Annotated in this window: 12 protein-coding genes, 4 tRNA genes and 1 rRNA gene; 13 read left to right on the forward strand and 4 right to left on the reverse strand. The window is 46.1% G+C overall.

Features of this window, described 5'->3' with window-relative positions; genetic code table 11:
* The 8 genes from rrf to FFM82_RS11450 all read left to right on the forward strand — a co-directional run.
* A 5S ribosomal RNA gene (rrf, locus tag FFM82_RS11415) occupies positions 1-99 on the forward strand; the annotation flags it as partial.
* Between the two features lie 6 nt (positions 100-105).
* Positions 106-178: transfer RNA gene (locus FFM82_RS11420), tRNA-Asn, on the forward strand.
* A gap of 46 nt (positions 179-224) precedes the next feature.
* A tRNA-Thr gene (locus FFM82_RS11425) sits at positions 225-297 on the forward strand.
* 452 nt (positions 298-749) lie between these two features.
* Positions 750-2,225, forward strand: a complete 1,476-nt coding sequence (locus tag FFM82_RS11430) for a peptide MFS transporter (protein ID WP_170178288.1) — start codon at positions 750-752, stop codon at positions 2,223-2,225.
* Positions 2,226-2,298: 73 nt separating this feature from the next.
* Positions 2,299-3,126 (forward strand): metallophosphoesterase, encoded by an 828-nt coding sequence (locus tag FFM82_RS11435; protein WP_137645940.1) that lies wholly within the window; start codon positions 2,299-2,301, stop codon positions 3,124-3,126.
* Positions 3,127-3,200: 74 nt separating this feature from the next.
* Positions 3,201-3,283: transfer RNA gene (locus tag FFM82_RS11440), tRNA-Tyr, on the forward strand.
* Between the two features lie 9 nt (positions 3,284-3,292).
* A tRNA-Gln gene (locus FFM82_RS11445) sits at positions 3,293-3,364 on the forward strand.
* Positions 3,365-3,594: 230 nt separating this feature from the next.
* Positions 3,595-4,620: a Dam family site-specific DNA-(adenine-N6)-methyltransferase gene (locus tag FFM82_RS11450; RefSeq protein WP_137645941.1), complete on the forward strand. Its 1,026-nt coding sequence runs from the start codon at positions 3,595-3,597 to the stop codon at positions 4,618-4,620.
* Positions 4,621-4,669: 49 nt separating this feature from the next.
* On the opposite strand, the gene FFM82_RS11455 is transcribed toward FFM82_RS11450, so the two are convergent.
* From FFM82_RS11455 to FFM82_RS13915, 3 genes are all read right to left on the reverse strand, one after another.
* Positions 4,670-5,356 carry a DUF7226 domain-containing protein gene (locus tag FFM82_RS11455; protein WP_137645942.1) on the reverse strand — a complete coding sequence of 229 codons (687 nt, stop codon included), beginning with the start codon at positions 5,354-5,356 and terminating at the stop codon, positions 4,670-4,672.
* A complete protein-coding gene (locus FFM82_RS11460; RefSeq protein WP_137645943.1) occupies positions 5,353-6,192 on the reverse strand; it encodes a type II restriction enzyme in 840 nt (279 codons plus the stop codon). Before FFM82_RS11460 ends, FFM82_RS11455 begins: the two co-directional genes overlap by 4 nt.
* Positions 6,193-6,305: 113 nt before the next feature.
* On the reverse strand, positions 6,306-6,437 hold the full coding sequence (locus FFM82_RS13915; protein WP_263854490.1) for a hypothetical protein: 132 nt from the start codon (positions 6,435-6,437) through the stop codon (positions 6,306-6,308).
* A gap of 156 nt (positions 6,438-6,593) precedes the next feature.
* Between FFM82_RS13915 and proC the strand changes: the two genes are divergently transcribed.
* The 3 genes from proC (at position 6,594) to FFM82_RS11475 (ending at position 9,325) form a co-directional block, all read left to right on the forward strand.
* Positions 6,594-7,385 (forward strand): pyrroline-5-carboxylate reductase, encoded by a 792-nt coding sequence (proC, locus tag FFM82_RS11465; protein ID WP_137645944.1) that lies wholly within the window; start codon positions 6,594-6,596, stop codon positions 7,383-7,385.
* Positions 7,386-7,463: 78 nt separating this feature from the next.
* On the forward strand, positions 7,464-8,600 hold the full coding sequence (gene nagA, locus FFM82_RS11470) for an N-acetylglucosamine-6-phosphate deacetylase (RefSeq protein WP_137645945.1): 1,137 nt from the start codon (positions 7,464-7,466) through the stop codon (positions 8,598-8,600).
* A gap of 23 nt (positions 8,601-8,623) precedes the next feature.
* Complete coding sequence (locus FFM82_RS11475; protein WP_137645946.1) at positions 8,624-9,325, forward strand: GntR family transcriptional regulator; 702 nt, start codon at positions 8,624-8,626, stop codon at positions 9,323-9,325.
* A 54-nt stretch (positions 9,326-9,379) separates the two neighbouring features.
* Here FFM82_RS11475 and FFM82_RS11480 read toward each other — a convergent pair whose 3' ends face one another.
* Positions 9,380-10,111: a WecB/TagA/CpsF family glycosyltransferase gene (locus tag FFM82_RS11480; protein ID WP_137645947.1), complete on the reverse strand. Its 732-nt coding sequence runs from the start codon at positions 10,109-10,111 to the stop codon at positions 9,380-9,382.
* 157 nt (positions 10,112-10,268) lie between these two features.
* Between FFM82_RS11480 and FFM82_RS11485 the strand changes: the two genes are divergently transcribed.
* Positions 10,269-11,735 (forward strand): nicotinate phosphoribosyltransferase, encoded by a 1,467-nt coding sequence (locus FFM82_RS11485; RefSeq protein ID WP_137645948.1) that lies wholly within the window; start codon positions 10,269-10,271, stop codon positions 11,733-11,735.
* A gap of 13 nt (positions 11,736-11,748) precedes the next feature.
* The gene (nadE, locus tag FFM82_RS11490) at positions 11,749-12,576 is read left to right on the forward strand and encodes an NAD(+) synthase (protein WP_137645949.1); all 828 of its coding nucleotides are present in this window, start codon (positions 11,749-11,751) and stop codon (positions 12,574-12,576) included.
* Positions 12,577-12,743: the final 167 nt, after the last annotated feature.

Genomic DNA, 12,743 nt, shown 5'->3' on the forward strand with positions numbered 1-12,743 from the left:
AAGGATACACCTGTTCCCATGTCGAACACAGAAGTTAAGCTTCTTAGCGCCGAGAGTAGTTGGGGGATCGCTCCCTGCGAGGGTAGGACGTTGCCATGCGATTATTCCGACATAGCTCAGTTGGTAGAGCGCTTGACTGTTAATCAAGATGTCGACGGTTCGAGCCCGCCTGTCGGAGTGACAGTAGATGTTGGCAATTGTGTTAACATCTATTTTTATATCATGCCGGCTTAGCTCAGTTGGTAGAGCATCGGTATCGTAAACCGAGGGTCATCAGTTCGACTCTGGTAGCCGGCACTTTTAAAGGCGAGACGTGGTTCTCGTCTTTTTTAGACTAAAAAAATTGTTTGAACGGGAGATTTCTACGGGGGCGTGGAAATCTCCTGTTTTGTTTAGGACACCATGGTGCTGATCCGACCACTTTGTTTAATTAGATTTTACAAAAATGGGAATCGCTTACTTTACATTAACTTTTTTATTTTAAATTAGAAATTAATGTTAGAACTTAAAAAACAAAATTAATATTATAGCTATAAATTGTTCGTTTTTAGCGAATTGGCGGGATTTGTTATCACTCGATAATAAGAAGCTAAATTAATATTAATGGGGGCTAGATTAAAAGTTGGTTAACTATATTGTTGAAAAAGATTAAGGCTAGTATAATAGTTATTATGTTTAATTAAGAAACAAATTTTGTTGCTTTTAAACGAAATAAACAAGCTGTGAGATTAAGTTTGGAGGAAATTCAATTGGATGATAATGCGCAAAAGCCAGAAAAAACCTTTTTCGGGCAACCACGCGGATTACGAACATTGTTCTTTACTGAAATGTGGGAACGATTTAGCTACTACGGGATGCGGGCCCTGCTCATTTACTACATGTACTACAGTGTGGCCAAGGGTGGTTTAGGCTTTGATCAAGTTACCGCAGCCTCAATCATGTCGATTTACTCGGCCTTGGTTTACGTTTCTAGTGTGCTCGGGGGCTTCTTAAGTGACCGGGTCTGGGGGAGTCGTAAGACCGTTTTCTACGGCGGGATTTTAATCATGTTAGGGCACATCGTCCTTTCGACCCCGTTTGGTGCGGGTGCCCTGTTTATTTCAATCGCCCTGATTGTGATTGGGACCGGGTTATTAAAACCTAACGTTTCGGACATGGTTGGTCAATTATACGCACCGGACGATACCCGCCGGGACGCTGGGTTCAGTGTCTTTGTTTTCGGGATCAACTTGGGGTCACTGATTGCACCAATCTTAGTTGGTCGAATTGGGTTACAAGTTAACTTCCACCTTGGCTTCTCGTTAGCTGCCATCGGGATGTTCTTTGGATTATTGCAATATTACTTTGATGGTCGTAAGAACCTGAACGCGGCCAGCCTTTATCCGACTGACCCGTTGGAACCTAAGGACTATAAGAAATTAGTTCAGCGGGTTGCCTTGGGCATTGTTGGCTTAGCATTGATTATCGTCTTAATGTACCTGATGAACATGCTGACGCTTGACAACATTATTAACTTAATTAGTATTTTAGTTATTTTGACACCGGTGGTTTACTTCATCCTGATGTTGACTTCCGAAAAAACCAGTTCAACGGAACGCTCCCGGGTTCGCGCCTACGTGCCATTGTTCTTAGCAGCCGCCTTATTCTGGGCGATTGAAGAACAGGGTTCGGCGGTCTTGGCCTTGTTTGCGGCGAACCGGGTTAACTTGAACATTGGCTTCATGAATTTACAAGCCTCTGACTTTCAGTTATTGAATCCGTTATTTATTATGTTATACACCACGCCGTTCGTGTTCCTTTGGACGCGCTGGGGTAAGAAACAACCAAGTTCACCAACTAAGTTTGCGGTTGGGTTAGTCTTTGCCGGGGCGTCATACCTCTTTATGGCGTTACCAGGGAGCTTGTTTGGTACTGGCGGTAAGGTTAGTCCACTTTGGTTAGTGGGGAGCTGGGCGCTAGTTGAAATCGGTGAAATGCTGATTTCGCCAATTGGCTTGTCAGTGACGACTAAGCTGGCACCAAAGGCCTTCACCTCACAAATGATGAGTATGTGGTTCCTGACCGATGCGGTTGGGAGTGCCCTGAACGCGCAAATCGTTCGGTTCTACTCGAACAAGACCGAAGTGCCTTATTTTGCGATTATTGGGATTGCCAGCGTATTACTCGGGGTCATCTTGTTTGCGATGGTACCGTGGATTAAGCGCTCCATGAAAGGCGTTCTTTAAACCGATTTATTAAAGGTATGTTATCTTATAAGGTAGCATACCTTTTTTTGTGGCCTTTAAAGGGGGGAGTAGGGTGGTACGGTTAGCACTTAGTAGCGATAACCATTTCGACGTTAACCGGGTCGACGCGGACGCAATGATGCGCGCCCAAGCGGCGTACCTTGCACAAAACGGCGTCCAGTATTATTTAGTTGCCGGGGACTTGTTTAACGACTTCCAACGTAGTCAGCGGTTTATCGTTGATTTACAGGCTCTGGTAGCGCCGTACACGCACGTTTATTGGATTGCGGGGAATCATGACATGGTTCACGGCGTTAGCTTTGACGAGCTTGAGGACGGCGGCTTTACGGGTTACCTGCATAATCGGTACGTGGATATTCCGGGGACGGACTGGCGAATTATTGGTAATAACGGCTGGTACGATTACCAATTTGCTGCGCAGTTGCCGGGTAAGACCAGCCAGGACTTTGCCCAGTGGAAACGCGCGTATTGGATCGACCGGGCGATTGAGCAACCCATGGTGGATGCTGAACGGATGGACTTAGTTTTAACGCAGACGCGCGGCCAATTGGCGTTAGCACAGCAAACCGGTAAGCGGGTTGTATTCATGACCCACTTCGTACCCCGGGCGGACTACATCCGGATGTCGAGTGACCACCGTTTTTGGAACATGGCCAACGCGTTAATGGGGAGTCCGCGCTTAGGCACGCTGTTGGAGCAGTATCACGTGGCGCACGTCCTGTTTGGCCACTTACACATTCATCCCCAGCCGCTGAGCGTGGCGAACACCACCTACTACGATCAGGCGGTTGGTTACGGGCTTGCCCGCATCAATGAATGGGAAGCCACCAGCTTCATGGGTGAGTGGTATCAGCAGACCCGGTTTCTGGATTTGAAATAAAATTCAAAAAAGTTTGAAAAAAGCCTTGATTTTTTATTCAAAATTATGTATTCTAATATAGTTGAATGATTCACGGAGGGGTAGCGAAGTCTGGCTAAACGCGGCGGACTGTAAATCCGCTCCTTCGGGTTCGGTGGTTCGAATCCACTCCCCTCCATTTCATTTTTGGGCTATAGCCAAGTGGTAAGGCAACGGGTTTTGATCCCGTGATGCGCTGGTTCGAACCCAGCTAGCCCAATAACTTCCAAATCGGCGAAAGTCATCAGATAATTCTGATGACTTTTTTGTTGGATAAAAATACAAAACCAACCTTGCAGGGTAAATAAAAATACCGTCAGCTCCGAATTAGGGGCGGGCGGTAATTAGTAACTAAAACAGAAATTTTGGTTTAAAACGTAATTATAATTAGTAATCGTTCAGAGGTAGTTGTATAATACGATATATCGTATTATGAAATGAGAAGGTTATATGCAAATAAGCGAAATATTAGCTGAGCGAGGTTTGACGGCCAAACAGGTTGCCATTCATCAACGGATCCCATATACAACGCTCCAATCTACTTTTGAACGATCAGTAGATAAATGGTCAGTTGGTACACTGCGGGCAATTGCTGCAGAGACAGATTTGGGGGTTGAAGAATTGCTGAATTTATTGAGCGGAAATGATCCACTAACACCCTTTATTAAATGGGTTGGTGGTAAGCGACAGCTACTAGGACAAATTAATCAATTACTTCCATCATCATTTAATAGATACTTTGAGCCGTTTCTCGGTGGAGGAGCTGTTTTTCTCAATTTAACACCACCAAACGCGGTCGTAAATGATTTTAATCCTGAACTCGTAAATGTCTGGAAGGTAGTAAAACAGCAACCAGAAGACCTAATGAGATTGTTGCAGAAACACCAGCAAAACAACAGTAAGGCCTACTACCTTGATTTGAGACAAACGGATCGCGATGGACGAATTGAAAAAATGTCAACAGTTGAGCGTGCAGCCCGATTTATTTACATGAATAAGACTGGTTTTAATGGTCTTTGGCGGGTTAATCAAGCTGGACAAAACAATGTACCATACGGTCGTTATAAGAATCCAAATATTTGTGACGAACGAATCTTATCCGTATCTGCGTATTTGAATGAGCACCAGATAACTATTTTGAACACTGATTATCGTAAAGCTGTTGAGGATGCCACGAAACACGATTTTGTTTACTTTGATCCACCATATATTCCAGTAAACTTAACTTCTTCCTTTACTGCCTACACAAATACAGGCTTTGGTTTGAAGCAGCAGGAACAGCTGCGGGATACTTTTGTTTCTCTGACACGAAAAGGTGTTTACGTCATGTTGTCCAATGCGGATGTTCCTCTAATTGAGGAGCTGTACGGAAAACTAGATTCAACAGTGATTCACCACGTTGTCGCCAAACGTAATATCAATTCTGTTGGTTCTAAACGTGGTAATGTTGGTGAAGTTATTATTACGAATTATTAAAAAGAACAAGGGCTTCAACGTGTAAGACCACGTTGAAGCCCTTGTTCTTTTATACGTGTAACCCAAGTTGTTTTAGGACTTGTTTACATAGAGACTTAATGCTGGAAACTCGTCTTGGTAAAGTTGAATCAGAAATTTGGCTTTTTAAAGGTACTGTAAGCATTTCAGTATTAATTGCTGCAATAATGTCGTTGTTATCTAGTGACTCATGTTTAATTAGTTTTTTTAGCACTGCTCTAAAGCTTAGGTGTTCGGAAAATTCTTTAAGTAATAGCGTGTAGCGTTCGTGCGTTGTTGTTGTGGCAATTTTTTGTCCTAACGTAGTAGGAACATAAAGCTTTTTATTTAAATCGTAGTCGACTAAATGTAAGTAACCTAGCAAGTTTAGATAGTAGTTGTATTGTCGCTGGTTGTATTTGAAAGCATCGACAAAGGCCTCGCTGGAACTTGAAGGTATTTTGTCGTCAGATGCTGTTATATAGTTGTCAGACTCAGCTAGTAAGCTGAGGTAGTCCAATGCAATTTGTAAGTTGTTAGCTTGTGGGAAGCTAATTGTATTTTTATTTGCGTATACGGGATAGTTTGAGAGAATCGGTTGATTATCAACAAGCTTGTTAAATGTTTCGGGATCCTCGGCACTTAAAAGCGTCTCTTGAGTATCGCCGACGTTATATATATATTTGGGATCACTTGAGAGGCTAAATTTATACTGTTGCCGTAGCTTTATGGAATTCATATTTTCAAGATCTGTAAATTCGTAAACGGATAGGATGTACAAATCTTTTGTTTTAACGAAGTACCCTGCGAACACTTTTTGTGAGTGTTTAAACGTGTCATAATTTGTTCGATCAGTAGTCGTGGAATAAATAGTTGTCGAATATTGAAGTCTTTTGGAAACTTCATTTTGCTTTCAACGATTAAGATTGTTTCCTCGGATTCGTACACACCATCTATTTCTGTTTGCCAAGTGTTTAGTTGAAAAGTCAGCGGTTGCTTATTCAACGTACTATTTACGGAGAAATGTATGTCTTGCACGTTATTTTTTCCGCTCAATGTGGCGACTACGGTTTTATTTCGTTTATCCAGCGCATGAAAAACGTATGCAAACATGCCCGTTACCTCAGCAACTGTTTGCGCGTTGGGCTCAGTAGTTATATTGTTAAAATCCAAACTGGCAACTTTTAATGGACTAGTCATCGGGATTATTTCAACATCTTTGTTCTTCAATTTTTGATACATGTCGAATGGTGCGATTCGGTATGTATTTTCCCCAATCGGCATAATCTGTAAATTATATCCTTTAAAAATATTTGGAAGGTCGGCAGAGAAATCAAATTTAAGAATATTTCGATTGTCAGGAATTTGACGCGAACTAAATTTTTCTTTCCAAAGTGATTGAATGTTTGAATTTCGCATCATTTGCTTGGTTGAGATGTCGAAATAACCATCTTGTTCGATTTGACTAACGATGTTGTATTTTTCGAATAACAAATCCCAAGCACGACTGGGATTATTTTCACGTTTATCTGCAGAATCTAAGCTAAATTTCAAATGTCGTTTTTCTTGCTCCATGTTTAAAGAACACTCCATATTTTTCGTTTCTAAAATGTTTGATTTTAAAACGTTATAGGCTACGTGTGTATTGTACCAAAACTGGTTTTATGGGAATAGTAGGTTAAATCCATTTATGTTGAGGAGCGCGTCTCCGTCACCAACACGTTCTCTTGCGCCTGCAACGTGTTTTCACCCCAGTTAACGCCGGTGAGTAGGGTCAGACTGGCAATGGTCACTAGCACGGCTTTCTTGAATAATGACATGGTGTCACGTCCTTTCCGAAATGGTTACTTTAGTTATACCAGCGGAATTTGAAGAAACGGCGACGTTTCAATAAAGATATTTGCCATGACGTACCCGCAAAATTACGGTAAGCTAGAGGTATTCAATTAACTTTACGAACTGAGGGAGTCATCAATATGAAAATTGGATTTATTGGTGCCGGCAACATGGGCCGCGCCATCATTGACGGTTGGTTAAAAAAACGAGCGGTCGCTGCAAGTGACCTCTACGTCCACAGCGCCCACGCAGCTAGTTACGAACCGTACGCGAAGCAAAACGGGCTGAACGCCGTAGCGTCCAACTTGGAGGTGGCCCAAGCCGCCGACGTGGTCGTTTTGGCGGTTAAGCCGAACATTGCGTTAGGAGCGTTAAAGGAAGTTCAACCGGCGTTAACGGCGGGGAAGTGGGTAATTACGATGGTGTCGGGCTTAAGCTTGGCCGATTACGCCACCGTTGCACCGCAAGTCGGGATTTTACGGATTATGCCCAACGTGAACGTGGCGATTGGCGCCGGGATGACGGCCTTGATTGGTAACGACGCGTTGACGACGGAACAGTACGCCGCCGGTCAAAAGTTATTCGATGCCATTGGTGAAACTAGTGAAGTTGCCGAAAAGGACTTCAGTACCTTCGCCGCGTTAGCGGGTAGTTCGCCAGCCTACGTTTACTTTTTCATCGATGCGATGGCTAGGGCCGGCGTCAAGCACGGGCTGAGTAAGGCGGTAGCGACCAAAATCGCGGCCCAAGCAACCCTGGGCAGTGCCGAAATGGTCCTCAAATCGGATAAAATTCCGTTTGACCTCATCGATCAGGTTTCATCACCGGGCGGGACGACGGTTGCCGGGCTGTTAGCAATGGAAGAAGCCGGTTTTATGACCTCGGTCGTTAAGGGCATTGACGCCACGATTGCTAAGGAACTCGGCGACTAAAAATACTTGGTAACGGTAGTTGCAAGTTTGGTCTATACCGATTATAATGTAACTATAAAATCCAAGGAGGAATTGTTCATGAGCAAAGTGTTAAAACATGCCATCATTTATACGGGGCTTAAAAAAATCGATGACGGCTACATTCGTTTCGGTAAGGAGATTGAAGCGGTTGGTCCAATGGACGAATACGTTGCACAACCTGACGATGAAATCGAATTTGTAAGTGGCAAGACGATTGTACCCGGCTTTATCGACGTCCACAGTCATGGTGGTTATAGTTTTGATTCGATGGATGGGAATCCAGCAGAAATTAACGAAATGGTCAACGACATGGTTGCCCGTGAAGGGATTACGTCCTACTTCTGTACGACGATGACCCAATCAACCGATAACTTGAACCATTCAATGGAAGGGATCAAGAAGGCTGCTGAAGAAAACCCGGTTATCCAAGGGGTTCATTTGGAAGGCCCGTTTATTTCCGCAACCTTTAAGGGTGCTCAACCTGAAAAGTACATCAAGAACCCGAACGTTGACTTGCTCGACAACTGGAACAAGCTCTCCGGCGGGCGCGTTAAGTTAATTACGTACGCACCGGAAGATCCCGGCTCGCGGGACTTCGAAAAGTATTGCTTGGAAAACGGCATTGTTCCTTCCGTTGGCCACAGTAACGCGACTCGTGAACAATTATTAGCAAGTAAAGCCACCCACGTGACCCACTTATACAACGCCCAACGCGAATTCAAGCACCGCGAACCCGGCGTTACCGGGCACGCCATGTTGGAAAACAACATGTACTGTGAATTGATCTGTGACGGATTCCACATCGTTCCTGACATGATCAAATTAGCTTATGAACAAAAGGGTGTCGACCGTATTGAACTGGTCACCGACTCGATGCGCGCTAAGGGTGAACCCGATGGTGTGAGTGAACTTGGTGGTCAAAAGGTAATCGTTAAAGACGGTCAAGCTCGGCTTGAAGCTGGTAACTTAGCCGGCTCTGTGTTAACTTATATTAACGCATTCAAAAACGTTCAAAAATTCACTGGCTGTGGGATTGCAGAAGCCGTTAAAATGTCTTCCGTTAACCAAGCACGTGAATTTGGGTTAACGCAAAAGGGGACTTTAGAAGCTGGTAAGGACGCGGATATCAACGTCTTAGATGCCAACCAAGATTTGGTCGCAACTTATAGTTACGGTCAAAAGGCAGCCAAATAAATAAGAAATAAGGGATGAGTACCATGAGTTCGCCAATCTATATTCAAATTCACAACCAAATTAAACAAGCCATTGAAGCCGGACGGTGGGCCGTTGGTGATCGTATTCCGTCCGAACGGGAACTGGCGAGTCAGTTTGACGTCAGCCGGATGACGCTCCGGCAGGCCATCCAAACGCTGGTTGATGAAGGAATATTAGAACGGCGGGTGGGTGCCGGAACGTTCGTGGCTAACCAGAAGGTCCAGGAAAAGATGTCCGGGGTCACCAGTTTTACGGAATTGATGTTGGCGCAGGGCAAGGTCCCTTCCAGCAAAACAATCTCGTTTCACGTGACCAGTCCCTCGTTGTCGGAAAGTGAAAAGCTGGCGCTCCAACCGAACGAACAGGTCTTACGGATGGAACGGATTCGCTACGGCGATGACGTCCCAATCTGTTTTGAAGTGGCGACCGTTCCCGAACGGTTAGTCAAGCAGTTCACCAAGGATGAGATCACCAGCTCGCTCTACCGGACGCTGGAAGAAAAAGCCGGCTTAATGCCTGGTAAAGCACAACAAACCGTTTCCGCCATGTCGGCCTCGGAACGCATCTCAGAATTCCTGTCGGTTCGGCGTGGTGACGCGCTGTTGCGGCTACGGCAAATTTCTTATTTGCAGTCGGGTGAACCGTTCGAATACGTGCGGACCCAGTACGTCGGTAACCGGTTCGAATTTTACCTCGAAAAATAACCTTAAATCTTAAAAACGGAGGAACCAACCGCGCGGGCTGGTTCCTCCGTTTTGTTATTGATGACGGGCGATTTTTTTCACTAAGCGTAAGTAGCGTGGCAACACTAACATCCGTTTGAACCGGCTCGGCTCCTGAATCAGCCGGTAGAGCCATTCTATATGATGGCGTTGCCAGAACTGCGGCGCGCGTTTGACCGCGCCGGCTAGGACGTCGAAGCTGCCACCGACCCCCATCCAGAGGGCGTCGAAGCGTTGCCGGTGCGCAGCGATGAAAAATTCCTGTTTAGGAAAACCGGTCGCGACGAAGACCATGTCCGGTTTAGCGGCGACGATGGTGTTAACCACTGCCTCCTCGTTGTCAAAGTAACCATCGCGAGCACCGACCAGTTGAATCCCCGGGTAATCCCGTTGGACCTTGGCGACGACCGCCTGCAAGACTGCCGGCTTGGCGCCGAGTAGGAAGACCCGCCGCTTTGTTTGGTCGGCCCACGTTAATAACGCGAGCAGGGTGTCGTAACCGGTAATACGCTCCGGTAAGGGGGTCCCTAAAATCTGGGCGCCTTGGATAACCCCGATACCGTCCGGCGTGACGTAATCAGCCGCTTTTAACAGGGCCTGGTAGTCGGGGTGTTCGCGGGCGTACATCAGGATTTCAGGATTGGCCGTGACGACAAAGCGGTTCTGGTGGGCGGTAACGTCTTGCTTGAGTTGCGCGACGAACGCCGCGTTAGTTGTCTTAATAAATGGAACGTCTAAAATGGAAACGGTGCTAAATGGAGTTGGCATGGGCGACCTCGCTTTCTAAATCAGCGGACTGACGGGGTAAATCGTGGATTTCTGTAACTTTTTGGGGCGGTTACATTCATTACCCTACTAAAAAATGATAGAATAGCCTTAACTTACTGTAAATACTTTTACAATGATGAAATGGAGAAAAAGACTCATGACGCAAATCTATCCGGATGATAGTTTAACCTTGCATACGGATGCTTATCAGATCAACATGATCCAGACCTATTGGGAACAAGGAATTCACAACAAGCACGCGGTGTTTGAAGTCTTCTTTCGGAAGATGCCTTTCCAGAATGGATATGCGATTTTTGCTGGTCTGGAACGAGTAGTTAATTATATCAATAATTTACATTTTACGGATACGGATATTGCTTATTTACGTGAAACCGGCAGTTATTCTGACGGCTTTTTAGCGTACTTAAAAGATTTTCAGTTTGACGCAACCATCCGCTCCGCCCGTGAAGGCGACCTGGTTTTTAATAACGAACCGTTATTGCAGGTGGAAGGCCCGCTCGCAACTTGCCAATTGATTGAAACGGCCTTACTTAACATTATCAACTACCAAACGTTGATTGCAACCAAGGCCGCCCGGATGAAGTCGGTCGTGGGTGAAGATGGCTTGCTCGAGTTTGGAACCCGCCGTGCGCAGGAATTAGACGCGGCGATTTGGGGAACCCGCGCAGCGTATATCGGTGGCTTTGACGCGACCAGCAACGTACGCGCCGGCAAGATTTTCGGGATTCCCATCAGTGGGACCCACGCGCACGCCTTAGTGCAGACTTACCGTAACGATCATGACGCCTTTATGGCTTACGCCCAAACGCACCACGACTGCGTATTCTTAGTGGATACTTACGACACACTCCGCAGTGGGGTGCCGAGTGCCATTAAAGTGGCGAAGGAAATGGGCGATAAAATCAATTTCCAAGGGGTCCGCATCGATAGCGGTGACATGGCCTACCTTTCTAAGCGCGTCCGTGAACAGCTGGATGAAGCCGGTTTTCCCGATGCCAAGATTTACGCGTCGAACGACTTAGATGAAAAGACGATTCAAAACTTGAAAATGCAGGGCGCTAAAATTAGTGTCTGGGGAATCGGTACGAAACTGATCACCGCCTTTGACCAGCCGGCGCTCGGCGCCGTTTATAAGATGGTGTCCATTGAGGATGATCACCATAAAATGGTCGACACGATCAAATTATCAAATAACGCTGAAAAAGTTTCCACGCCCGGTCAAAAGCAGATCTGGCGGATCACGAAACGTGCGGACGGCAAGTCGGAAGGCGATTACATCACCTTGTATGATGAGGATCCCCGCAACGAAGAGTCGATCTACATGTTCCACCCGAGCTACACTTACATTAACAAGACCGTCAGCGACTTTGACGCCCGGCCGGTACTAGTGCCGATTTACGATCACGGCCAGCAGGTGTACGACTTACCGGGACTGGACGCCATTAAAAAGTACGCCCATGACAGTTTGGATTCACTCTGGGAAGAGTATAAACGGGATTTAAACCCGCAGGACTACCCAGTTGATTTATCACAAAAACTTTACGACCATAAAATGAACATTATTAATTCCGTTCGTGCCTGGGTTAACCAGAAAGACTACTAGGAGGAATGAGCCGATGCGACCATTACAAGTAGAAATTATTAAAACGTTACACGTTGCGCCCAGCATTGATCCCGAAACCGAAATTCGGCGGAGCGTTGATTTTTTGAAGGCCTATTTAAAAAAGAACTCCTTTTTAAAAACGTACGTACTGGGAATTTCGGGCGGCCAGGACTCGACTTTAGCCGGCAAGCTCACGCAGATGGCGATTAGTGAAATGCGCGCTGAAACTGGCGATGACCGCTACCAATTCATTGCCGTCCGGTTACCATACGGCAATCAGGCTGACGAATCCGACGCGATGGCGGCCATCAAGTTTATGAACGCCGACGTGATTGACCGGGTCGATATTCAACCGGCGACCGATGCGATGGTCAAAGCTTTGGAAGCAAATGATCTGACCATTAGCGATTTTAACAAGGGTAATATTAAGGCCCGCCAGCGGATGATCGTGCAATATGGGATTGCCGGTGAAAAAGCTGGGGCGGTGGTCGGTACCGACCACGCGGCCGAAGCGGTCACCGGATTTTATACTAAGTACGGTGACGGCGGGGCCGATATCGTGCCGTTGTGGCGGTTAGATAAGCGCCAGGGTAAACAATTATTGGCCAAGTTGGGGGCGCCGGAACACCTCTATGAAAAGGTGCCGACCGCTGATTTGGAAGACGACCGGCCCGCGTTACCCGATGAAGTCGCGCTAGGCGTACGGTATGCCGATATCGATAAGTACCTAGAAGGCGGTACGATCGATGAAAGCGCTGCTGAAAAGATTGAGAATTGGTACCGCAAGACGGCCCATAAGCGCCACGCAGCGATTAACGTTTACGACGAATTTTGGAAATAGGTTCGTCAGATTATCAGTAGACAGGTTAGCAGGAATCCGTTATACTAACCGTATAATCATAAGGGAGTAACTAGCGGAGTGAACTTCGCGGCAATATCGTCAGCAAGAAACCAATCCGGTATTGTCTTAAATGGTGAGACTTATGTATGTTCACACACTTTTGCGTG

It is taken from the genome of Lactiplantibacillus plajomi, from assembly GCF_005405405.1.
GTDB lineage: Bacteria > Bacillota > Bacilli > Lactobacillales > Lactobacillaceae > Lactiplantibacillus > Lactiplantibacillus plajomi.